Origin of the sequence: Robertmurraya sp. FSL W8-0741 (genome assembly GCF_038004005.1) — a bacterium.
GTDB lineage: Bacteria > Bacillota > Bacilli > Bacillales > Cytobacillaceae > Robertmurraya > Robertmurraya siralis.
The window spans coordinates 3,233,279-3,255,489 of record NZ_JBBOQG010000001.1 but is presented as its reverse complement, the minus strand read 5'-3'; the positions used below and the strand labels follow the sequence as shown (position 1 = coordinate 3,255,489).

The following is a 22,211-nucleotide window of genomic DNA, read 5'->3' as shown; positions in this document are numbered from 1 at the left end:
ATGGAAAATAATCAGACGAATACGGGAAATGCGACTGTAGATATCGCTTATCGTCGTAAAAAGAATGCAGAAGAAATGAGACATCAGGTCATTACTTTTACTTTGATGATCTTTTTAACAATTGTTGCCTTTGTAGCGGTTGGTGCGGGAATGTCAGGCTGGTTTACTGTTCCGTTCATTCTATTGCTTGCAGCAGTTCAAGTGGCCTTTCAGCTTTATTATTTTATGCATATGAGCCATAAAGGTCATGAAGCACCAGCATTGTTCTTGTATTCTGGCCTGCTTGTTGGCTTAATAACAATCCTCGCATTTGTGACGATTGTTTGGTGGTAAAATCATTTGAAAATCGGCTATATTAAGCCGATTTTCTTTTTGCTAAGTTTGTTATGTGTTGGGTATGGATTTCGGCTCAATTTCTCGTTTGTTCACTGAAAGGCCTGTGAAAGCAAAGTGTCATAAAAAGTACCCGAAATTGTTTTATTAACAATATTGTTTAACAAAGCCTTTTGCAAAGGAAATGCTTGTTTTCCTTGGTTTTGGAGAACTTTTTAGTAGTTTAAGTTATAATATTAATGTGGCATTCACATTTCGGTGAATACATTAAAGAGAAATGAAAAAGGAAATTACAGAGGTGATGGGTCAATGTTATCTTTAGATATGTTTGGTTTTCAAGCGTTATGGAGTCCATTTTTCTTTTTGGCAATGGTTGCATTGTTAGCTGCTTACTTTCTCATCACGATCACATGGAGAAAACATATTAACGGTTCAGAACCATTAACCACAAGACAAGGCATCATTTTTTCAACAGGGGTTATTCTTTTATATATCATCAAAGGCTCGCCAATTGACTTAATGAGTCATCTTATGTTTTACGCTCATATGATTCAGATGGCTGTCTTATATTTAATTATTCCACCCCTTTTTATAGTAGGAATTCCACAGTGGATTTGGAAAAAATTATTGGGTCTTCCAGTTATTCGGTCTCTATTCAAATTTTTTACAAAACCGATCATCGCTTTAATTCTTTTTAATGGGATTTTTTCATTTTATCATATCCCATTAATCTTTGATGTTATCAAGACAGACATGTTATTACACACATCCTATACGATGCTGCTGTTCTTAATGGCGATCTTCATGTGGTGGCCACTCGTTAATCAAGTAGAGGGGGAAAAAAGGTTAAGCGGAGTAAAGAAGATTGGCTATATATTTGCTGACGGGGTATTGTTAACACCTGCGTGTGCGTTAATTATTTTTGCTGATGTTCCGATGTATGCTACTTTTTCTGATCCAAGTTCATGGGCACAGGCTCTCGAGCTTTGTGTTTCACCAACTGTCTTATCAGGGTTAAACTTGAGTGGACCTGAAATGTTTAATTCAATGTCATTGCTTCATGATCAGCAATTAGGCGGAGTACTTATGAAAGTCATTCAAGAAATTGTTTATGGTGTAGTATTATTTCAAGTGTTTTTTGAATGGTATAGAAGAGAGCAGGAGGAGTCAGAGCCAGAGTTGCATTTGCTTGATCCACAAACAATTAAATAATCCATTGGCACCTTACCCGGGTGCTTTTTTTATGATTCAACCTTGCCATTTTCCTTTATGTTTTAACAGAATTAAATAGAATCAGTAAAAAAAATCACATTTATCACAATAAATATGACAAAAACAGTACATTTTTGTTGTTTTTCTAACTTAAGATTGAAAATATGTTTGCAGTCCACTAAAATTAATTTTATGTATGAGAATGCTCTTCTCCCAATTGACTAGGAGCGAGGTTGGCATTTTATTTGGAGATTTAGAAAGGAAAAAAAGAGATGAATTTTACTTTACCTATTTTACCGACAATCAGTACGACTTTTATTATTTTAAGTGCAATAACAGTAGCCATTGGCTGGGGCCAAATAAAAAAGGGGAAAAGAGAAGCCCATCAAAAAACAATGTTTTTAGCAGCCATTTTTGCGATCATTTTCTTTATTATTTATGCTTCCAGAACGGTTTTTATTGGAAATACAGCATTTGGCGGCCCTGATGATATTAAAATTTATTACACCCTCTTTCTTATTTTCCATATTACACTAGCTACTGTCGGGGCGGTTCTTGGGATTATATCTCTTGTTACTGGTTACCAAAAAAAATATGCGGTGCATCGTAAAATAGGGCCGATTACAAGCGTTGTATGGTTCTTCACAGCGATTACTGGTGTGGCTGTCTACCTGCTCCTTTATGTGTTTTACCATGGTGGAGAAACAACATCGGTTATTAAAGCGATCTTAGGAATATAAAAAAACAGCTCCAAAGTCTGTAAATAAGATTCTGGAGCTGTTTTTTTGTTCAATAATGAATGGTTTAAATTTTGAAATTCATTTTAATAATACCAGCCTCTTTTGCAGAATTAAAGGCGATAAGCAATAACGGCCCAATTACGAAGCCAAGAATTCCGAGGAGCTTCAATCCGAGATACATGGCAATTAATGTTGCTAAAGGTGATAGACCAATATGACTTCCCATTACCTTTGGTTCTACCGTTCTGCGAATGATTAACAATACTGCCGCGAGAACAGCTAATTGTGTACCATGGGAAATGTCCCCTGTAATTAAATAGAAGAGCGCCCATGGTCCTAAAATCACGATTGAGCCGATAATCGGGATAAAGTCGATGATCCAAATAATAAGTGACATTATTAAGGCAACTTCAGGCTTAATAAATAATAAGCCGATAAGAGAAACGACGAAAATAATAATACTTACTAAAAATTGTGCTTTAAAAAATCCGAAAATGACGAAGGAAAGTCTTGATGTCATAAACTGAACTTTTTGTGCGGTTTTTTCCGTTAAGAAGGAATACATTCCTTTACGGAGCCGTGGAAGTTCAAGCAAGAACAAAAAAAGGGCAATCAAATAGACAAGGAAGCTTACTAAATAGTTTGGAATATTTGTTAATAGAGATTTCACTGTATCGATATTGACATAAGCGACGAGATCATTTCTTGTTTTATTAAGAAAGCTTTGAATTTGATTACTGATCTCATTAACCACTTCTTTAGGCATATCTTTTGCTGCGTTCGCAAAGTCTTTTTCAATATTAAGCCAAGCTCTCGTAATTTCATTGATGTATAGTGGCGCATTCTCGACGAGTTTAATAATTTCCGTTACAACTTTCGTTGTCACAAAATAACCGCTAGCTCCAATGAATAGTAGAAAAAGTAGGAACACGCATAATACTGCAAGCTGTTGATTTAATTTCGTCTTTTTACGCAGCCATTTAACAATTGGGTGCAAAAATAAAGCTGTAACGAAAGCTACGATCAGTGGAACGGATACAGGTAGAATAAAATAAAGAAGGGTAGCGACGAGGAGAGCGATTACAACGATCATTGCCACCCGTTTTGTGAAAATACTGGACAAGATAGAACCCCTTTCTCAATAACAAAAGTACAACCATCCGTTTTTTTGAAATGGATGCTAAAAATTGAAATCGATGAATCAGAGAGCGAATTTTCTATAATTATAAAAATAGGCTGATTGCTTATTTTGATATAAACATTTGTATTTTATGATATAGCTCGAGCGCTCAATTGAAAAATGGAATCTGGTTTCCCGTATGTATTTAGGCGATTCCCACTCTCTTTAACTTGGGGTGTAAACTTTAAAAAAGCAATATCAATAACTGACTCATCTAACATTAGCCTATAGATAAATGACCGTGTGTATGCAACCATTATTGAAACAACATGATGGATGGGATCATTCTATAGAGGTAAAGAAAAAGACCCCATTCGCTAAATGGGTCTTTTTCTTTGTCATTTTGAGAAGATAAAATTGAAATTACTTAACAAACTTGTCTATTTCTGCTTTTACTTCGGTTAAAATCTTTTCGCATTGGCTTACTAAAGAGCTTGGAAAATTTTCTTCCTCACCATATTCTACTCCATGAGGATAATAATGCTTCCCTAACAATGGTGTGAGGAGTTGCAGAACCGCTCTATTGGCACCAACATCACCTTCGACTGCATAACCTAAAATGCGAAGATAGAATACTCCTTCTTTTAATTCAAATTTGCGATCGTAGGATACTCTTTCATAATCCCACTGCTCAGCACGGATCAATCCGTAATCCGCCATAACATCGTCTAACCGTTTTAAATCAGCTTTTACTTTATCGAATCCCAAATTCTCAAATTTCATCTCGATCCCTCCTCAAACAAGTGAAACATTATAAGTGTGAATACCTATTGTAGAATTTTACTAAAATAATCCCAAATCTAATAATAGTGGAAAAGTGAAAAAGTTGCAATGACATGCTAAAAGAAAACATAGTTCTTTCACATTTCAATTAAACCTTATTAATGAATGAACGTGATTTGGGAATACTATTTAAAGGAAATCTTTAATAATAATATTATGCATATTAGGAGGTAAGGAAGTGCAAAAGATAAAAGAAATTATGAGTAATGAAGTGGAATGTTGTACGTTACTTGATAATGTTTATGAAGTGGCTGTCAAAATGAAGGAATGGAATGTTGGAGCAATTCCGATTGTTGATGGGGAGAGATTGGTTGGAATGATTACTGACAGAGATCTTGTCATTCGCGGGATTGCCGAGAAAAAACCAGGATCCACGAAAGTTGGAGAGGTAATGAGCGAAGAACTGATAACAGCGACAGCGGAAATGAGCACAAAGGATGCTGCAGAATTGATGGCAAATCATCAAATACGACGCCTGCCAGTCGTTGAAGGAGATAAATTAGTCGGCATTGTTTCCCTTGGTGATTTTGCGGTAAGAAAGTTAACGGATGGCCAAGCAGGAAAGGCTCTTTCGGAAATATCTGAACCGAATGATATGCAAATAGAACATTAGCCAATCCATAACAAAATCTAACTTGAGTCAATATTTTCGTTCCCATTTAAACGGTGGGAACGATTTATATTTGTATTGAAAGATTTCAAAGAAAATAATAGATGATATAATCATATTAAACTATTATATGCATAGAATAATAGAAAATATAGATAGGATTATTAATAATGAGTTCAAGAAAAGAGAGGAGGCATACCTCTGCGTGCCCTTATAAGAATTTTAATATTAATCGCCGCCATGTTAGCAGTTATATTCTACTTAAATTTATCTTTTGAAGACGATATATTAGTCAATGAACATCCAAATTCACATCAGGTTGATGAATCACTGGAAGAAGAGACAGACGACGGCACAGATAATCCTCAAATTGATGCCCCAAGTTCGGGAATAGCAACATTGATAGGAAAAGATATGTCCCAATTAGAAGAAAAATTAGGCAAGCCTTCTAGAGTGGATCCTTCTGCTTATGGATATGATTGGTGGATATACAAAAAAAGTTTGCAAGAGTATATTCAAGTAGGTATTCGTGATGAAACGGTTGTGACGATATATGCTATAGGCAGTGATGTGGATATTCCTCCTTTCAAAATAGGACAGCCAGTCGAAGAGATTTATGCCTCAGTGCCGATTGGACCATATATAAGCTTAATGTATGAGGGGAGCTCTTATCGCTTTGAATTAACTGAAGATGATATGAACACACGCCCGCTTGTACAGATGGGAGATTTTTATGCTCAATTTTATATTGATAAGTTCGATGGAACATTGTCAAGTGTAAGGTTTATGGATGCGGAGACTTTAATTAAATTGCAGCCGTATGAATTGGTTTATGTCGGTGAATTAGTAGAGGTTAAGCCGTGGGAAGCAGGAAGTGAGTCTGAAGTGGCTAAAGGAAATGCTGAGCAGATTTTTGATATTTCTAATATAATGCGGGTACGGCACGAGCTAGCTCCGCTCGAAAAGGATGAAATGGTAGCGGAGGTTGCTTTAGCCCATAGTATTGATATGTATGAAAACGAAGAATTTTCCCATACATCGAAGACTTCTGGTGAACTATCTGATCGATTGGAAGCAAGTGAGATTTTTTATCAACTTGCTGGTGAAAATATTGCAGCGAATTACGCAGATGCGCCTGCCGTAATGGAAGGATGGCTGAATAGTAAAGGACATCGCGAGACACTTCTAAACGGACAATTTACGCACATTGGTGTAGGAGTTTACCATCTCCACTACACACAGAATTTTATTCAAAAATGGCATGAAGAATAATCGTCAATAGGTAAAAATGAATAGATTAGACGATATACAGTAATTATTTATTTCATTAGGTAAGTGAGAGCTCGTAAGTACAGCTCTCACTTTTTGTTCTGTCTCTTTTCGATGATGAAGAAGCTGCCGGTTGCTTGGGCAATTTTTTGCCCATCAGAGCGAAATACATCGGCTGAAGCTAGAAGTGTTTTTGAACCGAAGTGCTCGATTTTTGCTTGGCAAGTAATGAAATCTCCAATGCCCTGGGCAATATAATGAATAGAAAGCTGAGTTGTAACGGCAGCTTTTCCATCAGGCAAACTTTGATGCGCCAATATCCCCATTGCGCTATCAATAACTGTAGCTGTAATTCCTCCATGAAGAATATTTAAAGGGTTATTGACCATTGCGTTTAAAGGAATTTTTACTTCTATTCCTTCATTCGTCTTTTTGTTTTCCATATGGAGTAAGCGGTTAATAAATGTACGATCTTGATGATTCAAACCTTCCAGAATATGTTTTAGAACTTCTAATTCCTCATTCGTACCTTTTTCCAGTACTTGCTGAAAAAGTCTCTTTAAGTTTTCTTGCAATAAGTTCATCCCCTTATTTTTTCTATAGAGTAGGCGTGATTCACAACTTTTATTGCTTTATCATATCGTATCATAGGAAACTTAGTTACGAAATATAACAAAAAATGAAACGAAGATACGGTATAGAATTGGATAATCACTGTTGATTTCAAGATGTTGAAATACGACCGATACACCAATACGAACCAGCTCATCTATACATGCCCTTTGTTCGAGGTGAATAAGTATGGAAAAGAAAAAACTCCATCCTTCTGTTCAGCAATTTAAGGAATTCGTCAAGGAGCATCCGAAAATGGTGATGGAAGTCAGGAAGGGAAATGCGACTTGGCAGGAGCTTTTTGAGGAATGGTACTTACTTGGAGAAGAAGACACTCGTTGGAATGAGTTTAAAGGAGTACAGGATAAGGAGGAAGATAAAAAAGAATGGCTTCCACAAATTATGAATGCTGTAAAAAATGTAGATCCAAACCAACTCCAAGGGCATATTACCAACTTGAGTCAAGCTTTAGGTGCGATACAAGGATTAATCCTCCAATTTCAAGGAGGAAAACAAGGAAACGCTTCGAGCAGTAATCAGCCCGCTCAAAGCTCGCATCCATTCCAATTCAGAAAAGATTGAAAAGGGGGATGGATATGAGGAAAGATATGATGGAAATGGTTAATGCCGATCCGGATTTGAAAAGGTTTTTACATGAACAACCGATATGGTATAGGAAATTAGCAAGAAATCCAAATGATTTTCAAGCATTTCAAATCGCAGCATTACATTATCATAGGAAAACGATTCCGCATCGGGTAGAAAAATTTTCTAACGGCGTCTATATGGCGCAAATGATGATGAGCATGTTTCAAGCGATGAATAATAATCTTTCGTGAACAACTTTCTCGCATGTATTGAGAAGGTTGTTTTTTCATGGATGCAATGGAGTAAAAATGGATTTGTTAGCAAACAATATCATTATAATTTATGTTTATGGGACTTTACATTAGAGGGGGATTGCCAATGAGAACCATATATTTAAGTTTAATGATGCTGGTGTTAATGACGGTTGGCTGTCAAAAGGACTTACCGGAGCCAGAGGCCAAAAAGTTAATGGTTATACCGATGAGCACTGTCAACACAGCCCATGATATGCCAGTTACGATTGAACAAAGTAGTGAGCCTTTTAAAGTTCAGCATCATATAAGAGGAAATAGCGTTTTTGTCGAATGTATGCTTCCAGCCATTACTTTCCGCGATGACAGTGAGCAAAAGCAAGGGAAAATCATTCTTTATATTAATGGCGTGAAGAAGGAGGAGGTTACGACAGCTGCATTTATTATTAAAGGATTAGAGAAAGGAACTCACCGAGTAAAATTAGAGGTTGTAACCCCTAATGATGAACCATATCAGTTAGAGAAGGAGTTTACAGTATCCATTCCATAAACGATAAACTTAATGAACTTTCTAATGGTGTATCGTAATGGTGATTGAGAGTTACTGCTAATTTAAATTGTTCATTAAACTTTCGTTTTTTTACATTTCCATGTTAAAATAAGTAGCGGAGGTGAGCTAGATTTGCTTGCTACTTTGGAAAGAATGGAAATATTAGATCAGGCTGAACAGTTGTCGATGATGATTATGGAGTCGGATGTCGTTGAATATTATATGGTCTGTTTAAATAAAGTAAAATCAAATAGAGATACACAGCGTAAAATTAGAGCTTTTTCTAAAGAAAAGGAGCTCTATGAAGAGGTGCAACGGTTTGGCCGCTACCATCCAGAATATCACAAAGTGATGAAAAATATTCGGGAGTTAAAAAGAGAAATGGATATGGATATTCATGTAGCTGAATTCAAAAAAGCTGAAAATGATCTACAGGCTTTGTTGGATGAAGTCAGTGTTTTAATTGGGAAATCTGTATCTGAACAAATAAAGGTTCCAACTGGAAATCCTTTCTTTGATAGCTCCTCTAGTTGTGGTGGCGGATGTAGCACAGGCGGAAGCTGTGGATGTTCGTAAAAAGCTTAGGTAACCTACCTAAGCTTTTTTGCGTTTTTAAAACTACAGAACTAGTTCTTAATAATATAGAATTAATTCCTTACTAGCAGAAGCGGCAAAGCCTAACAAATGCTCCTGTAAAAAAATCAGTATTTCAACAACCTCTTTGATTCATCCTCGCTGGAATAATGTTGCTGTCCTTTTGTTCTTGAGCATTGAAATATCCAGGTTTGTCTGCTAGACTAGAAAAAAATAAGGTGTTTGAAGGGGAAAAAAGTATGCTGGGACAACGTCAAGGGATTATCGTATGGCTGTATTCTTTAAAACAAGCCAAAATGTTAAGAAAGTTTGGAAATGTTCATTTTGTCTCCAAACGATTAAAATACGTTGTTCTCTACTGTGATTTAGAGGATGTTGAAACGATTATGAAAAAAATAGAAAGCTATTCCTTTGTGAAAAAGGTTGAGCCTTCATTTAAACCATTTTTAAAAACAGAGTACGAAAATTCAAAGCCGGATAAAGCTAAAGAATATGATTATCGGATGGGAATTTAAAAAGCTATGGTCAAAAGGTTGTTCAGGAATAACCTTTTGACCATAGCTTTTTCCTTTTGTAACCCTTTGTCACCAGCAAAATGCGTTCTTTGCTTTATCTGTAATTGTTTTCTTAAGCTAATGGTGGTATGTAACGGTTCATTCTTAAAATCCCAATTAAATATTGATAATAAAGTTCCTTTTCAGAGAATTGCACGGAAGGCTTGACTTCAAGTTCAATAATTTCTTTTTTAAGCTCTGTTGCAGCTTGTTGGAATAGTTGATAACGTTTATTCGGTTTTTTATTTGGATTGGGAATGCCTTCGCGACAAATGTATAAAGGCTGGAAATCGCCAGGTATAGTCGGTTTGAGAATAACCACCAGAGAAGAGACTTCTTTATTTTCTATAACGGTATGATAGGTCATCATATGTAAAAGCCGTTCTTTGTTTGCTTTTGCTATCTCAATTAACTCATAAATGTCAGAATATCCTTCGCCTAATTCAATAAAACGTTGAATCATACTGCATTCTCTCCTTATCTTAGCTTCATGACTACTTTACCATGCTTAATCTAGAATGGCTATGAAAGAATTGAAAAGAGAAAGTAGGTCTTTTGTTCTAATTATTTTTTAATGACGTCGATCCTGCCTTCTGCTATTGTTAATATAGAGGAATAATTTGATTAAAATATAAGGGGAATGCATATGTGGAAGCTTGCGTTCACATTACTAATTAGTTTAAATGTTACTATTGGAGCTATGTTGCTGTGGCAATGGAACGCTTATTCTGAATACCATAATCCATCTGAACTAGGAAAGGATGAGAAAGCGGTTCAACACATCACGATTGAGTCTAAAGGCGGAGTTCTTTCTGTTACACAAGTGATTGAAGGTTTGGAAGGGAAAGACGAATATCGAATAAATGCGCCTAATATTATTTCAGAGTGGGAATGTGCTACTGATGATGGAGCTGCTTGTAGTTCTGAAGATGACAATTCTAATTCATTACAGGCTCAAAACGAGTCGCTAACTTTTCGCTACCAAATCAAACTAAATGATGACGACTCTGCGTTTCTTTTGCGCGATTGGTTGATTCAATTGCCAGATGTAGAAGTAACCCATACAACAGTTGATGTTATTTCAGAAACGGGAAGAGAGGGAACATGGGTTGCTGGTTTTCCGCTCAAAGGTTACAGCAAATTAGAATATATTGACTATTATGTTTTTGAAGGCAAAGGTGGCAACGGTTCTCTATATTGGCAGCCCACACCTTTAGTCCAGCGAGCAGGTGGCAACGGAATTCAGTTGTATACAACGAATGATTCTCAAGCTAATCTATCAAAGGGACCATTCGAAAAAATTCCTAATTTCAATGAGATGGCAGTGGTTTTAACCGATAGCTTCGCAGAAACAAATGGCAATGGTTTAATGATTGCGAAACCAAGTCTAGATAGTCAAAAACTTGAGCGTAGAATGATCGATCATTATTTTCTTGAAAAGGCTCCTGAACTTCCATCTGAAGAAAGGTGGATACTCGGTGTGTTAACATCGATTGTAGAGGAACGAGAAAGTCATAACCCAAAAGTAAATCTTCTAATTGAAGAACTGAAACGTCATTTTACGGAAGATGAGATCGCCCAGTTTTTAGCATTAATCGTAAAAGAAAATTCGCTCACTCCGCAAAAAATGGACGAGATTCTCAGCTCTATCGCCGAAAAAAACACCCGTTTCTTTTCATTGAATAAAAATGCTGAAACGAATGCGCTCCCGCTTTATTTTTATGATTCTCGCTCACTCTATATCGGAGACGCTCTAAAAAAAGACATCGATGTGATACTTGTTGGTAATGAACAATATTTTCCGTTTATTGAAACGATGAGTGCTCTAGGCTATAAAGTACAGCTGCTCGACGATCATGAGACCGTACTTGTAAATTTACGGAATGATAGTTACCGTTTTTATGTAAGTCAAAATATTTACTCTTACAATCAAAAGCATTTAGGATTATTGGAAAACCCGCTTCGTATGATTAATGGCCGACCATATATGTCAAACCGTATGTTAAAATCACTTTTTCAAGTATCCTTTAATGAAAATGAAGATGAAATCAAACTTTCGCTGAATGAGTAAATACTACACTTGGATTTTTAGCTTATTTTCTCAATGATCTTTGTTTTAAGTCAATAATAAAAAAAGAAAACCCTGCAGATAACTGCAGGGTCCTTCCATCTCCTTTATAAGGAAAGAAGGCAAAGGGAGAGGAGAAACCGGAGGAAGAACTTATGGGGAAACGTAAGTCTTCTCCGCGGTTGGCAACAACATCCTCGAATAGATGTTGTTAATTACAGTATTTCCACAAAAGAGTCGGATATACATCGTTATCATTTTTTTTGCAAAGTTATCATGCAGTTGATTTTGCGATAGACAGCCATTTGCTTTATTAAAATGAACTGATTAGTAATGAAAAAATAGATGGTTGTCGATAATTGGCACTTTGCTTTGATTATGTTAGGATGGTAAGGAAGTTTGACAGTGCAGGTGATAATTTCATGAGAATCGTTTCAGGCAAATTGAAAGGAAAATCGTTAAAAGCAGTGCCAGGAAAATCGACGAGGCCAACAACAGATAAAGTGAAGGAAGCGATCTTCAATATGATCGGTCCTTATTTTAATGGTGGATTATGTCTTGATCTTTTTGCAGGCAGCGGAGGTCTTGGAATAGAGGCGCTAAGTCGGGGAACAGATAAGGTGCTCTTTATTGACCGTGATGGGAAAGCCATTCAAACAATTTATGAGAATTTAAAACAATGTAATTTAGAAGAACAGGCTGAAGTATATAGAAATGAATCAACTCGAGCTTTAAAGGCAATTATAAAAAGGGAACTTCGTTTTGATTATATTTTTCTTGACCCACCTTATGCTAAACAACAATTGAAAGAGACGCTGGCATTGATAGATAAGCATCAATTGTTAAAGGACGAAGGAGTTATTGTTTGTGAACATAGTTCAGATGTTCAAATTCCAGCACAAATCGAAGGTCTTGTTCGGATCAAACAAGAAACCTATGGAATCATTACCATATCTATATATGAAAAGGCCCATTTTTAGAGGGGGAGAACGATGGCAAGTATAGCTGTATGTCCTGGGAGTTTTGACCCGATTACTTTTGGTCATTTAGACATTATTTCTAGGGGAGCGAAAGTGTTTGATCAAGTCTATGTTTCGATACTAAACAATTCATCAAAGAAGCCTTTGTTTACTGTGGAGGAGCGTATCCAATTAATTCGTGAAGTAACAAAAGATATCCCAAATGTTAAGGTTGATTCCTTTCATGGACTATTAGTTGATTATGCGAAAGAAATTGGAGCGAATGCAATTATTAGGGGTTTAAGGGCAGTCTCTGATTTTGAATATGAAATGCAGTTAACCTCTATGAACCGTTTTCTTAATCATGAGATTGAAACATTTTATATCATGACTAATAACCAATATTCCTTCCTGAGTTCAAGTATTGTGAAAGAAGTTGCCCAATATAGCGGAAATATTTCTGAATTAGTCCCACCGATAGTGGAACAAGCACTTCAAGCCAAATTTAAAAGCTAGTGAACGAATGTTACATATTGTGGAAAAAGCGAGTGTTTGACTGATACTGCAAACGCTCGCTTTTTATTTGCTTCCTAGTTGTTTTTTTTCTACAGTCTAATCGTAGCTGCTCCTTCTATAATTTATTTTTACAGCAATTGCACATCTTTATTCGTGTTCGTTTCTTTGCATCCGGCTTGCAAAGACAATGATGTAGACCAGCAATGAAATAAGCGTTAATATTGGTCCTGTGTCACTGATCAGTTTCAATGTATCAAACGCCCATTTCCCTTCATCAATAAGGGCGACAGGGACCGTTTGGGAATCAGGATTTTGTGGGTTTAATTTTTCATAAAGGGGATTCCAAAGCAACCATGTATAAAATCCAGCAAAAACACTGTGAAAGATTCTCGCTATAAAAAAGGGTTTAAATTTGATGTCTGTTTGTGCAAGGATACTGGCTACTTGAGCTTGCACACTTAATCCGCTGAATGCAAGAATGACACTAGCGATTATCGCTTGTTGTAGCAGCGTAACATTTTCTACCTGACTGGTTAGCTTATTTCCTAAAGTGAGTTCAAAAATTCCAGATATTAATGGAATGCTAAATGACTCTGGAAGATGGATTAACTGCAGTAGCAAAGCAACCAACGAACCAACCATTTCAATAATGTGTAAGTTCGATAAAAGTTGATTTATCACAGAAAATAAAATGATGAAGCCACCGATCATCAATAACGTTTGGATAGAAGACATCACTGCATCCCCAAGCAATTTTCCGAGCGGCCGTTTGTCGTTAATTCTTGTTCGGTGCAGTTCTCTAAAAGCATTTTTTAAGGAAAATTTTACATTCTTTTTTGCGGTGTGTTCATGATTTTTACCGTGAAATCTCATCATAATTCCGACGGTGAAATTACCAAGATAATGAGCTAATGCCAAAATAATGCCCAGTTGTGGATTATAAAAAAAGCCAACAGAAACAGCCCCAAAGATAAATAATGGGTTCGAGCAATTAGTGAATGTTACGAGCCTTTCTGCTTCAATTTTTGTCAACTGTCCTTCCTGCCTTAAACGGGCCGTTAGCTTTGCACCAGCAGGATAGCCAGAGGCCATTCCCATCGCCCACACAAAGCCCCCGACTCCTGGAACACGAAATAACGGTCTCATTAAAGGTTCCAACAGAACACCAATAAACTTTACAACCCCGAAGCCTATTAACATCTCGGACACAATAAAAAATGGAAGTAATGAGGGAAAGACGATTTTCCACCACATATCCAATCCTCTAATGGACGCGTTCACAGAGTCTTGTGGAAAAGCAATTAGCGAAATAGCCATTATGGAAACTGCCGAGGCTAGTATAATGGTTTTTAGTTTCGATTTTACCACTCATGCATCCTCCCTCGAAGATTTACTGATGACGCAAGCAAAGTGCATCCTCTAGAAAATAATGCTAAAATAAAGATTATTAAATCAGTAAATGCACGACTACTCAATCGTGTAAAATCTAGAATGATGTTGATTGCTCCATCTTTGTTGAAGCCTTATTTCACTGGGTCTTGTCCTCATATAGATCAATATACTCATAGAAAAATAAAATAGACCATAAGAATATATAAAAAGTGGGAGAAGATGGAGCTTATGTCTGCCCACATTCCTTTTTAAAGGAGGCGCTTATTTTTGCAGCAACCGAAAATTGGTCTAGCGCTTGGTTCAGGTGGAGCAAGAGGGTTTGCTCATTTAGGTGTAATAAAAAAGCTGCTGGATGCAAAAATTCCGATTGATCTCATTGCTGGCAGCAGCATGGGGGCAATGGTCGCCTGTTTTTATGGTGCCGGCTCAGACATTGAACGTCTATATCATTTATCGCGCGTGTTTAAGAGAAAATATTATCTGGATTTCACACTGCCAAAAATGGGCTTCATCGCAGGAAATCGTGTGAAAGAGCTTATTCGAATTTTTACCCATGGGAAAAACCTTGAACAATTAGACATTCCTGTCCATGTTGTTGCGACTGATTTAATGAGCGGAGAGAAAGTGGTTTTTAAAAACGGGTCGATTGCTGATGCTGTTAGAGCTAGTATTTCAATTCCTGGAATTTTTGTTCCGGAAAAACTCGAAGGAAGATTGTTGGTGGATGGAGGAGTAGTTGATAGGGTACCTGTTTCCGTTGTGAAAGAAATGGGAGCTGACATTATTATTGCCGTTGATGTTTCTCGTGTAAATCGGACAACGGAAATTACTTCTATCTATGATGTCATCATGCAGAGTATCGACATTTTGCAAATGGAGATTGTCGCAAATAGGGAAATCGCTTCTGATGTTATGATTCAGCCTTCCCTTGAAATGTTTAGCTCAAGGGCATTTACAAACATAGATGAAATTATTCAAATTGGAGAAGAAGAAACGGAAAAATATATTGTAAAAATTCGGCAACAGATCGAGGAGTGGAAGGAGCAGCACTAGATGAACAAGAGGTTTTATTTTCGGTTTTTTTTCATTTTAGCGGCCTTATTTATGGTTATCGCCTCATTTATTTCATTGCCATATTACGTATCTAAACCGGGGATGGCCAAAGAGTTGAAACCGATCATTGAAGTTGAGAATGGCTTTGATGAACAGGGAAGCTTTATGTTGACGACCATTCGAATGGGAAAAGCAAATATTTATTCCTATTTGCTCGCCTCATTAAGTGATTATCAAGAGATTTATCCGTTGGATGCTGTCCGTGGTGAAGAAGAAACTGAAGAGGAGTACAATGTACGACAAATGCACCTAATGGCTAGTTCGAAGCAATCTGCAATAGAGGTTGCTTATAAGAAAGCAGAAATACCGATTGAGTATGAATATAAAGGTGTATATGTTTTAAATGTGGTGGACAATATGCCAGCTGCTGACAAATTGCAGCCAGGTGACCGTATTTTTAAAATAAATGGTCATGAGTTTACTTCATCAGAGGAATTTATTGAATTTGTTAGCAAACAAACAGCCGGAACTGAAATTACGCTCACCTATTTGCGAAGAGGAGAAGAGGAGAGCACGACGATTCAAGTACAGCCATTTCCTGATGATGCAACCCGTGTTGGTGTTGGGATTGGACTTGTGGATGATAAAGAGTTACACGTGAATCCAAATGTTGAAATCAAAACGGACGATATAGGAGGACCCTCTGCTGGTTTTATGTTTTCTCTTGAAATTTATAACCAGCTGATTGAAGAAGACTTGACGAAAGGTTATGCAATTGCTGGTACAGGCACGATTTCTGCTGATGGAAAGGTTGGTAGAATTGGCGGAATTGAACAGAAAATTGTTGCAGCCGATAAAGCTGGGGCTGAGATCTTTTTCGCTCCTAACGAACAGGGGGCAAAGGATTCAAATTATAACGCAGCCATTAAAACGGCAAAAGATATTAATACGAAAATGAAAATAGTTCCAATTGATACATTTGATGAGGCGATTGATTATTTGAAAGAGCTGCAACCAAAGAAATAGGGGGCTTTCAAAAAGGCCGTTAAAGTGGCTTTTTGGAGGTCTTTTTTTAAAAATGCTTATATGTCGGTGGTTTACAACAACAATATTGCTTAGCAAAGCCACTAAAGGTTTCGAGAATGGCCTCATGCTTTGTTTATAAGAACAATGCATGCTTCAAAAAATAAGGAGAAAAAACATGAAATCATTACCTAATATTTTGTCTTATTTGCGTATCATTTTATCTGTTACGTTATTATTTTTATGTCAATCTTCTTTCCTTTTCTTCGTTGTCTATTTATTATGCGGATTGAGCGATGTCGTCGATGGATATTTGGCAAGACTGTTAAATGCTGAAACTATTCTTGGTAGCAAACTAGATAGTTTAGGGGATTTCGTGTTTTACATTGTCTGGGTTTTCGTTATGGTTCGAATGGCGAGCAATGAAATCATGTTCCAGTTAGGGTTATGTTTCATGACGATCTTAATTATGAGGTTGGGAAACTTATTAGTGACAAAAATGAAATTCAGACAATGGAGTATTATCCATACGTTCGGCAATAAAGGGACAGGTGTTTTCCTGTTTCTATTCTTACCAGCTGTGATTATACTCGGTAATATATCGAGTTGGACTATTTTTATCCTTTTTGCTGTTGCGATGTTAGCAACTGTTGAAGAGACTATCCTACTATGGAGATTAACTGCTTATAATCCGAATATAAAAAGCTTGCTATTCTGGAAAGATAATGTCGATTACAGTAATGAAAATCACCTGTAATCGACACTTTTCCCTTCTCATAACAGCAAAATAAGGGAACCCTCTGAAGGTTTGTCCTTTTTAATTTGTCATATAAAAAGGAGGCTGTTTATATTCCATCTGCAGAAGCTCTTGTGTCATTTCCTCCTTTGCTCCCAAGGCGTAAACTCTAGAAGCGCGTATATCAAGTTTGATATCATCGCCATGATACGAAGACAATTTTGAGACCAATGGAATAGAAGCGTGTTTTTTCCACTGATTTAAATATTTTCTTCCGTTATCGTTCATACCTAGTAATCGAATGTAGTTTGCTTCCTTCATTATCTCATTCATCTCGTCGAAGGTGGTATTGGTTAATATATGTGTGCACATCCGTTGAAGTCTTGTCCAAGTATAACGCTTTGTTTTAACGATACTCATAAAATCTTTAAATGAATTTGCAGCTAATGCTGCTTCAATGACCCGATTTTCCAATCCTTCCTCCACTTCGTATATGTTGCGTAATTCTGTTCCAGAAGCATGGAGCAATCTATACTTTAAAAAAGGCCAATAGTTCTCCCAACGTTGAAACTGTTTGTACGTCCTGTAATAATCGTCTAGGATAGCGGCGGTTGTGTTTGGAATGTAGCTGTTGATTTCACTTAAGCTGCCGCCAGTTGTAAATAATGACTTACGAATGCTTGTTGCACTAGCAATCGTTTCGGATGAAAAACGTTCATCATGATAGCCTGCTTTTGTCCTCGGTATCGTTATAGGGCGCATATTGATTCCTAAGTCATTGATTGCTTTAACATATTGGAATCCTAAAATATTGTTTGGTTTTGATAGATCAATTATTTTTTCACTCGGGTCTAGCTCAAGAAAAGCAGAAGATGTTGCGGAAGGGTAGCTCATACCCTGAGCCATATTCAATTTAATTCTTTCTTCATATTTCTCTTTATTGTTTTTTAAAAACTGTAAAGTGTGATAAAAATGCTCGATTTCTCCAGATTCACTTCCGAAGCAAAGTATGCTGGCACCAATTTGACTTAACAAAGAAACGGCTCCAAAAGCGAAGGTATCTGCTTTTTGGGTGGCAAATTGATAGGGAAGTTCAATAACAATATCGACACCAGCGGATAAAGCCATTTTTGCCCGCTGCCATTTTGGTAAGAGGGCAGGTTCTCCCCTTTGTAAAAATTGTCCACTCATTACCGCTATGACAATATCTGCATCGCTTATTTGTCGTGATTGTTGTAAATGGTAAGCATGTCCATTATGAAAAGGGTTGTATTCTACTACAATACCAACTGCTTTCATTTTTTCGCTCCCTTAAAAATATCGTTTTAAAAATAGGCTTTGTTAAATAGAATTTTTGTTAAAATGTTTTTGGGCCCATTTCATGTGGAACCTTGGTTTCACACGTCTTTCAGTTATGCTGAAAGGTCCAGCGAGAAAATGAGCCAAGAATCAACACCGATATACAATAAAGCCAAATTTAAAAGGATGTTTTTTAATGAATGAGCCAATTTTTATATGTCCGGAATAGTCTGTGATAATATTTACGGAAAAATAAACTGAGCTCATTCGCTCTAGCCAAATATAGTTGAAATTCATATCCGAAACTTACCATATAGGCACAATGGCCAAGTGCTAATTTGACTTTATTTATGTTATCCTTTTATTGTTATTGTACTAATTTTCAAAGAATGGGTCATTAAAAAAGAACGAAGCGTCAAAATATTTGATTATGTCCATAATAATAGCAGATGTGTAAATTTGTTTATACTGTAAAGAAAAAATATTGACAAATAATTATAGGAAAGCTATAATAACCTTTGTTGCCTTGGGGTGATTCTTATGAAATGGACATTAAGTCAGTTACAAAAACATCGAAGCAAGGAATTCCCAATTGATGAGATGGTAAACCTTGATGAGATAAAAAAAATCGATCAAACGATACGCTCGGTTTCACCAATGCATATCACTGGTCGAGCAGATATTGACTCATCTAAAGTTTCTTTTCACCTTAAGATTAGAGGACATTTAGTCTTACCTTGTTCTCGTACTTTAGTTGACGTGAATTATCCGATCGATGTAGAAACAACTGAAACCTTCCTTTTAAAAGGTTTAGATTATGAAACCGATGAGGAAGTTCATCAAGTAAAAGGGGATGTTATCGACCTAAAGCCGGTCTTGCAGGAAATCCTTTTGCTTGAAGTACCTATACAAGTTTTCTGTGACGAAGGGTCAAGCGAAGAAGGAGCTCCACAATCTGGAAAAGATTGGGAGGTTATTCATGAGCAGAAGAAGGATAAAATTGATCCACGCTTGGCAGGACTTGCAAAATTATTTGATCAAAATGATCCTTCTTCCAATTCATAATGAATGAAGAAGACAAGAAACTGTTGAAAGTTTAGCTAGTCTAGCTTTCATGACTTTCTTAATACTCTTTAAGGAGGTGGGAATAATGGCTGTACCTTTTAGAAGAACTTCTAAAACTGCGAAGAGAAAACGTCGTACTCATTTTAAACTACAGGTACCAGGTATGGTAGAATGCCCAAACTGTGGTGAGATGAAGCTTGCTCACCGTGTATGTAAAGCTTGTGGAACATACAAAGGAAAAGAAGTTGTAAACGACTAATACTTCAATATGAGATAAAAAGCACAGGACGAATTCGTTCCTGTGCTTTTGTCGTTCTTGAGGCTCTTAATAGAAAAGCTAGTCTTAACCACCTAGCTCTCTTGTTTTTTTGGGTGATTAGAAGTTTAATGAAAGAAGAGAGGGTGGTTGTATATGTCGAAATCATATGATATTTGCATGCGGGATGATGGTATCCTTGTCTTTACAATTACTAGACCGGACAAGAGAAACGCCGTTAATTTTGAAGTAATGGCTGGACTTAATGAGGCTATACAATTAGCAAATGAAACGAAGGTCAAGGCATTTGTCATTACTGGTGAGGGTGAAGAAGCTTTTTGTTCCGGTGGAGATTTAGGTGAATTCCATCAATTAAAAACAGAAGAACAAGCCTATCAAATGCTGATTAAAATGGGAGAATTATTGTATCAATTGGCGATGCTCTCAAAACCTACCGTAGCTCTGATAAACGGGATCGCTATTGGTGGTGGCTGTGAAATTGCTGCTGCCTGCGATATCCGGATTGCCCGAAAAGGGATTAAAGCCGGTTTTGTTCAGGGAAAATTAGCGATTACAACAGGTTGGGGTGGCGGAACAATTTTATTAGAAAGGGTACAGCATTCAGCAGCGATGAAAATGTTATTAGAAGCAAAAATATACTCGTTCCAGCAATTAATTGATTTGGGATTTGTCCAATACATATATGAAGGCGATCGTTGGGAAGGACTACGAAATAATCTAGATTTTATTTTCTCTCTGGAGGATACGGTTTTAACTGCTTATAAAATGATGTTCGTTCGAAAGATGAGATTGCTTGATTTAAAGGAACGGATAGAAAGTGAAATTCGCCAATGCGCACTACTATGGGAAAAGGACGCCCATCACAAGCAAGTTGACAAGTTTTTAAATAAAAAAATGACTGATCAATAATCTCAATAGAAATCGGGAAGATCAGTCTATCTCTTCTAGTAGTTGCATATGTATGAATAAAACGAAAACACTAGGAGGGATTGACATATGCCCACGAATCGCCAAGATGCTTGGTCAAATGATGAGGATTTGCTACTTGCTGAAGTAGTTTTAAGGCATATACGCGAAGGAGGAACTCAGCTTCAAGCGTTTGAAGAGGTAGGAAAGCAACTTTCAAGAACAGCAGCCGCTTGTGGTTTTCGCTGGAATTCTTATGTGCGTAAACAATATAAATCAGGGATAGAATTAGCAAAAAAGCAACGAAAAGAACTAAGAAAACAAACTCAATCTTCAGTTGAATCACGAGAAATTGAGGGAGAACAACCTACAGAAGCATTCCAGCATGTTGATAAACCGAAGATAAGCTTTGAGGATTTAGTCAATACGTTAAAGATCCTCTACCAAGAATTTGAACAATCAAGCGAAGCTGAGGAGAAGCTTCAAGAATTAGAAAAAAGGATTGCTTATTTAACCGCAGAAAATGAGAATTTGAAGAAAGAATTGCAAACGATCGAGCAGGATTATAAGGCTCTTATAGAAATTATGGAAAGGGCAAGAAAAATGGTGGTCCTTCAAGAAGAGGATCGCCAACAAAAAGTGAAATTTCAAATGGATAAAAACGGAAATCTTGAAAGGGTAGAAAATAAAGGCTAGCTTATGAAGACAAAAAAAGGCGAATCATTGATTCGCTTCTTTTTTGTCAAGGCTAAAATTCCTTTTGTGTATAATTTTCCGGGAACCAAAAAAGCGGATTCTCTCCACGATCTCTTGCCATATCGTAGGTTACAGACTCAAACCCCATCTTTTCCCAAAATTCTTTTGACTTCATTCTAGCATTCGTTTTGATTGGTAAACTTAATTTTTTAGCAAATTCAACAAGAGCCTTTCCGTAGCCCTTTCCTTGGTAATCAGGTAATACTTCGAGTTTCCAAAGTTCTAAATAATCATGCGGTGGTTCAAAGTATTGATTAAATTTGGCATCTACTTTATATAGACTCATCCGAGCCACTAACAGATCCCCAAAGTAAATCCCGTAAAATGGAGATTCACTGTCATTGTCAATAATGTTTGCTTGCAAGTCTTCAAGCATGGATAGTTCCTGTAAACCATATTCTTTAAAGCGTTTAAATTCCTCTAATGTTTTGTAATTAACTTTTAATTTCTCTACTTTATAATCCATATTGCTCCCCCCAGTCCAACTTTAATCATGAATAACTTAGAAGTCTCATATATTTAATGTGAAGAATGATACTTACTCCACTTCATTATATAACAAAAAGACGGAAAATACTCACAAAAAGACGTAAGCGATTACAGAGTTTTATTGATATGAGCGGCAAAAGAGCTGTGAGAAAAAGGAAAAGGATGGGGTTGAAATGAAAATAATTACATCGACAATTGCAGGAATTGTTTCTGATGTACTGGTCGAAAAGGCAGATGCAGTAAAAAAAGGACAAGAGGTCGTCATAATTGAATCCATGAAAATGCACATTCCAATTGAAAGCGAAGGGGAAGGAATCGTAAGTGAAGTGAAGGTGGACAAAGGCGATTTTATAAACGATGGTGATGTTCTGCTTGTATTAGAGTAAGTTACTAAAA

At 36.7% G+C, this 22,211-nt stretch carries 28 protein-coding genes; 21 read left to right on the top strand and 7 right to left on the bottom strand.

The features are described from left to right. The 3 genes from ctaF to NST02_RS15760 all read left to right on the top strand — a co-directional run bounded on the left by ctaF (position 1) and on the right by NST02_RS15760 (position 2,285). Positions 1-333 (top strand): cytochrome c oxidase subunit IVB, encoded by a 333-nt coding sequence (ctaF, locus tag NST02_RS15770; RefSeq protein ID WP_095313161.1) that lies wholly within the window; start codon positions 1-3, stop codon positions 331-333. Positions 334-642: 309 nt separating this feature from the next. Beyond that, the gene (gene ctaG, locus NST02_RS15765) at positions 643-1,545 is read left to right on the top strand and encodes a cytochrome c oxidase assembly factor CtaG (protein WP_095313159.1); all 903 of its coding nucleotides are present in this window, start codon (positions 643-645) and stop codon (positions 1,543-1,545) included. Positions 1,546-1,817: 272 nt separating this feature from the next. Continuing rightward, positions 1,818-2,285 carry a DUF420 domain-containing protein gene (locus NST02_RS15760; protein WP_095313157.1) on the top strand — a complete coding sequence of 156 codons (468 nt, stop codon included), beginning with the start codon at positions 1,818-1,820 and terminating at the stop codon, positions 2,283-2,285. Between the two features lie 64 nt (positions 2,286-2,349). On the opposite strand, the gene ytvI is transcribed toward NST02_RS15760, so the two are convergent. Both ytvI and NST02_RS15750 read right to left on the bottom strand, forming a co-directional pair. After that, positions 2,350-3,408: a sporulation integral membrane protein YtvI gene (gene ytvI, locus NST02_RS15755; protein WP_095313155.1), complete on the bottom strand. Its 1,059-nt coding sequence runs from the start codon at positions 3,406-3,408 to the stop codon at positions 2,350-2,352. 420 nt (positions 3,409-3,828) lie between these two features. Continuing rightward, positions 3,829-4,188 (bottom strand): YugN family protein, encoded by a 360-nt coding sequence (locus tag NST02_RS15750; protein ID WP_095313153.1) that lies wholly within the window; start codon positions 4,186-4,188, stop codon positions 3,829-3,831. A gap of 238 nt (positions 4,189-4,426) precedes the next feature. Here NST02_RS15750 and NST02_RS15745 point away from each other — a divergent pair, with 238 nt between their 5' ends. Then, positions 4,427-4,861: a CBS domain-containing protein gene (locus NST02_RS15745; protein ID WP_095313151.1), complete on the top strand. Its 435-nt coding sequence runs from the start codon at positions 4,427-4,429 to the stop codon at positions 4,859-4,861. A gap of 237 nt (positions 4,862-5,098) precedes the next feature. Continuing rightward, on the top strand, positions 5,099-6,130 hold the full coding sequence (locus NST02_RS15740; RefSeq protein ID WP_095313149.1) for a CAP domain-containing protein: 1,032 nt from the start codon (positions 5,099-5,101) through the stop codon (positions 6,128-6,130). An 86-nt stretch (positions 6,131-6,216) separates the two neighbouring features. On the opposite strand, the gene NST02_RS15735 is transcribed toward NST02_RS15740, so the two are convergent. After that, positions 6,217-6,702 carry a PaaI family thioesterase gene (locus NST02_RS15735; RefSeq protein WP_235879387.1) on the bottom strand — a complete coding sequence of 162 codons (486 nt, stop codon included), beginning with the start codon at positions 6,700-6,702 and terminating at the stop codon, positions 6,217-6,219. 226 nt (positions 6,703-6,928) lie between these two features. Between NST02_RS15735 and NST02_RS15730 the strand changes: the two genes are divergently transcribed. The 5 genes from NST02_RS15730 (at position 6,929) to NST02_RS15710 (ending at position 9,237) form a co-directional block, all read left to right on the top strand. Beyond that, positions 6,929-7,321 (top strand): YlbD family protein, encoded by a 393-nt coding sequence (locus NST02_RS15730; protein WP_095313145.1) that lies wholly within the window; start codon positions 6,929-6,931, stop codon positions 7,319-7,321. A 14-nt stretch (positions 7,322-7,335) separates the two neighbouring features. Next, a complete protein-coding gene (locus tag NST02_RS15725) occupies positions 7,336-7,578 on the top strand; it encodes a YlbE-like family protein (RefSeq protein ID WP_340949263.1) in 243 nt (80 codons plus the stop codon). Positions 7,579-7,705: 127 nt separating this feature from the next. Next, positions 7,706-8,128 carry a hypothetical protein gene (locus NST02_RS15720; protein ID WP_095313141.1) on the top strand — a complete coding sequence of 141 codons (423 nt, stop codon included), beginning with the start codon at positions 7,706-7,708 and terminating at the stop codon, positions 8,126-8,128. Positions 8,129-8,260: 132 nt separating this feature from the next. Then, positions 8,261-8,704, top strand: coding sequence for a YlbF family regulator (locus NST02_RS15715; RefSeq protein WP_095313139.1), 444 nt, complete (start codon positions 8,261-8,263; stop codon positions 8,702-8,704). Between the two features lie 257 nt (positions 8,705-8,961). Next, positions 8,962-9,237, top strand: a complete 276-nt coding sequence (locus NST02_RS15710; protein WP_095313137.1) for a YlbG family protein — start codon at positions 8,962-8,964, stop codon at positions 9,235-9,237. 112 nt (positions 9,238-9,349) lie between these two features. Here the strand turns inward: NST02_RS15710 and NST02_RS15705 are convergent, their stop codons facing one another. After that, positions 9,350-9,739, bottom strand: a complete 390-nt coding sequence (locus NST02_RS15705; protein ID WP_095313135.1) for a DUF7147 family protein — start codon at positions 9,737-9,739, stop codon at positions 9,350-9,352. A gap of 183 nt (positions 9,740-9,922) precedes the next feature. On the opposite strand from NST02_RS15705, the gene NST02_RS15700 reads away from it, so the two are divergent. From NST02_RS15700 to coaD, 3 genes are all read left to right on the top strand, one after another. After that, a complete protein-coding gene (locus NST02_RS15700; protein ID WP_170211184.1) occupies positions 9,923-11,347 on the top strand; it encodes a stalk domain-containing protein in 1,425 nt (474 codons plus the stop codon). A 419-nt stretch (positions 11,348-11,766) separates the two neighbouring features. Continuing rightward, entirely contained in the window at positions 11,767-12,324 is a 558-nt protein-coding gene (gene rsmD / locus NST02_RS15695) for a 16S rRNA (guanine(966)-N(2))-methyltransferase RsmD (protein WP_095313132.1), read from the top strand. A 12-nt stretch (positions 12,325-12,336) separates the two neighbouring features. Further along, on the top strand, positions 12,337-12,819 hold the full coding sequence (gene coaD, locus NST02_RS15690) for a pantetheine-phosphate adenylyltransferase (RefSeq protein ID WP_095313130.1): 483 nt from the start codon (positions 12,337-12,339) through the stop codon (positions 12,817-12,819). A gap of 147 nt (positions 12,820-12,966) precedes the next feature. Here the strand turns inward: coaD and ylbJ are convergent, their stop codons facing one another. Further along, the gene (gene ylbJ, locus NST02_RS15685) at positions 12,967-14,187 is read right to left on the bottom strand and encodes a sporulation integral membrane protein YlbJ (protein ID WP_095313128.1); all 1,221 of its coding nucleotides are present in this window, start codon (positions 14,185-14,187) and stop codon (positions 12,967-12,969) included. Between the two features lie 291 nt (positions 14,188-14,478). Between ylbJ and NST02_RS15680 the strand changes: the two genes are divergently transcribed. The 3 genes from NST02_RS15680 (at position 14,479) to NST02_RS15670 (ending at position 17,044) form a co-directional block, all read left to right on the top strand. After that, the gene (locus tag NST02_RS15680; RefSeq protein ID WP_095313126.1) at positions 14,479-15,264 is read left to right on the top strand and encodes a patatin-like phospholipase family protein; all 786 of its coding nucleotides are present in this window, start codon (positions 14,479-14,481) and stop codon (positions 15,262-15,264) included. Then, complete coding sequence (locus tag NST02_RS15675; protein WP_095313124.1) at positions 15,265-16,290, top strand: SepM family pheromone-processing serine protease; 1,026 nt, start codon at positions 15,265-15,267, stop codon at positions 16,288-16,290. It begins immediately after the preceding gene. Positions 16,291-16,465: 175 nt separating this feature from the next. Beyond that, positions 16,466-17,044, top strand: a complete 579-nt coding sequence (locus NST02_RS15670; RefSeq protein WP_170211185.1) for a CDP-alcohol phosphatidyltransferase family protein — start codon at positions 16,466-16,468, stop codon at positions 17,042-17,044. A 60-nt stretch (positions 17,045-17,104) separates the two neighbouring features. Here the strand turns inward: NST02_RS15670 and NST02_RS15665 are convergent, their stop codons facing one another. Continuing rightward, entirely contained in the window at positions 17,105-18,322 is a 1,218-nt protein-coding gene (locus NST02_RS15665; protein WP_095313120.1) for a nucleotidyltransferase, read from the bottom strand. Positions 18,323-18,862: 540 nt separating this feature from the next. Between NST02_RS15665 and NST02_RS15660 the strand changes: the two genes are divergently transcribed. The 4 genes from NST02_RS15660 (at position 18,863) to NST02_RS15645 (ending at position 21,266) form a co-directional block, all read left to right on the top strand. Next, positions 18,863-19,387 carry a YceD family protein gene (locus NST02_RS15660; RefSeq protein ID WP_095313118.1) on the top strand — a complete coding sequence of 175 codons (525 nt, stop codon included), beginning with the start codon at positions 18,863-18,865 and terminating at the stop codon, positions 19,385-19,387. Between the two features lie 85 nt (positions 19,388-19,472). Further along, positions 19,473-19,646, top strand: coding sequence for a 50S ribosomal protein L32 (gene rpmF, locus NST02_RS15655; protein ID WP_009791160.1), 174 nt, complete (start codon positions 19,473-19,475; stop codon positions 19,644-19,646). 153 nt (positions 19,647-19,799) lie between these two features. Then, entirely contained in the window at positions 19,800-20,573 is a 774-nt protein-coding gene (locus NST02_RS15650) for an enoyl-CoA hydratase/isomerase family protein (RefSeq protein ID WP_212933423.1), read from the top strand. Between the two features lie 87 nt (positions 20,574-20,660). After that, a complete protein-coding gene (locus NST02_RS15645; protein WP_095313115.1) occupies positions 20,661-21,266 on the top strand; it encodes an RsfA family transcriptional regulator in 606 nt (201 codons plus the stop codon). Positions 21,267-21,318: 52 nt separating this feature from the next. On the opposite strand, the gene NST02_RS15640 is transcribed toward NST02_RS15645, so the two are convergent. After that, on the bottom strand, positions 21,319-21,792 hold the full coding sequence (locus tag NST02_RS15640; protein ID WP_095313113.1) for an N-acetyltransferase: 474 nt from the start codon (positions 21,790-21,792) through the stop codon (positions 21,319-21,321). A 196-nt stretch (positions 21,793-21,988) separates the two neighbouring features. Here NST02_RS15640 and NST02_RS15635 point away from each other — a divergent pair, with 196 nt between their 5' ends. After that, entirely contained in the window at positions 21,989-22,201 is a 213-nt protein-coding gene (locus tag NST02_RS15635) for a biotin/lipoyl-containing protein (RefSeq protein WP_095313111.1), read from the top strand. The last annotated feature ends 10 nt before the right edge of the window (positions 22,202-22,211 follow it).

What these genes read in the sequence shown, in the direction of transcription:
- ctaF (WP_095313161.1), top strand. Translation starts at nt 1, where the DNA reads ATGGAAAATAATCAGACGAATACGGGAAATGCGACTGTAGATATCGCT.
- ctaG (WP_095313159.1), top strand. Translation starts at nt 643, where the DNA reads ATGTTATCTTTAGATATGTTTGGTTTTCAAGCGTTATGGAGTCCATTT.
- NST02_RS15760 (WP_095313157.1), top strand. Translation starts at nt 1,818, where the DNA reads ATGAATTTTACTTTACCTATTTTACCGACAATCAGTACGACTTTTATT.
- NST02_RS15750 (WP_095313153.1), bottom strand. Translation starts at nt 4,188, where the DNA reads ATGAAATTTGAGAATTTGGGATTCGATAAAGTAAAAGCTGATTTAAAA.
- NST02_RS15740 (WP_095313149.1), top strand. Translation starts at nt 5,099, where the DNA reads ATGTTAGCAGTTATATTCTACTTAAATTTATCTTTTGAAGACGATATA.
- NST02_RS15730 (WP_095313145.1), top strand. Translation starts at nt 6,929, where the DNA reads ATGGAAAAGAAAAAACTCCATCCTTCTGTTCAGCAATTTAAGGAATTC.
- NST02_RS15725 (WP_340949263.1), top strand. Translation starts at nt 7,336, where the DNA reads ATGAGGAAAGATATGATGGAAATGGTTAATGCCGATCCGGATTTGAAA.
- NST02_RS15720 (WP_095313141.1), top strand. Translation starts at nt 7,706, where the DNA reads ATGAGAACCATATATTTAAGTTTAATGATGCTGGTGTTAATGACGGTT.
- NST02_RS15710 (WP_095313137.1), top strand. Translation starts at nt 8,962, where the DNA reads ATGCTGGGACAACGTCAAGGGATTATCGTATGGCTGTATTCTTTAAAA.
- NST02_RS15705 (WP_095313135.1), bottom strand. Translation starts at nt 9,739, where the DNA reads ATGATTCAACGTTTTATTGAATTAGGCGAAGGATATTCTGACATTTAT.
- NST02_RS15700 (WP_170211184.1), top strand. Translation starts at nt 9,923, where the DNA reads ATGTGGAAGCTTGCGTTCACATTACTAATTAGTTTAAATGTTACTATT.
- rsmD (WP_095313132.1), top strand. Translation starts at nt 11,767, where the DNA reads ATGAGAATCGTTTCAGGCAAATTGAAAGGAAAATCGTTAAAAGCAGTG.
- coaD (WP_095313130.1), top strand. Translation starts at nt 12,337, where the DNA reads ATGGCAAGTATAGCTGTATGTCCTGGGAGTTTTGACCCGATTACTTTT.
- NST02_RS15675 (WP_095313124.1), top strand. Translation starts at nt 15,265, where the DNA reads ATGAACAAGAGGTTTTATTTTCGGTTTTTTTTCATTTTAGCGGCCTTA.
- NST02_RS15670 (WP_170211185.1), top strand. Translation starts at nt 16,466, where the DNA reads ATGAAATCATTACCTAATATTTTGTCTTATTTGCGTATCATTTTATCT.
- NST02_RS15665 (WP_095313120.1), bottom strand. Translation starts at nt 18,322, where the DNA reads ATGAAAGCAGTTGGTATTGTAGTAGAATACAACCCTTTTCATAATGGA.
- NST02_RS15660 (WP_095313118.1), top strand. Translation starts at nt 18,863, where the DNA reads ATGAAATGGACATTAAGTCAGTTACAAAAACATCGAAGCAAGGAATTC.
- rpmF (WP_009791160.1), top strand. Translation starts at nt 19,473, where the DNA reads ATGGCTGTACCTTTTAGAAGAACTTCTAAAACTGCGAAGAGAAAACGT.
- NST02_RS15650 (WP_212933423.1), top strand. Translation starts at nt 19,800, where the DNA reads ATGTCGAAATCATATGATATTTGCATGCGGGATGATGGTATCCTTGTC.
- NST02_RS15645 (WP_095313115.1), top strand. Translation starts at nt 20,661, where the DNA reads ATGCCCACGAATCGCCAAGATGCTTGGTCAAATGATGAGGATTTGCTA.
- NST02_RS15640 (WP_095313113.1), bottom strand. Translation starts at nt 21,792, where the DNA reads ATGGATTATAAAGTAGAGAAATTAAAAGTTAATTACAAAACATTAGAG.
- NST02_RS15635 (WP_095313111.1), top strand. Translation starts at nt 21,989, where the DNA reads ATGAAAATAATTACATCGACAATTGCAGGAATTGTTTCTGATGTACTG.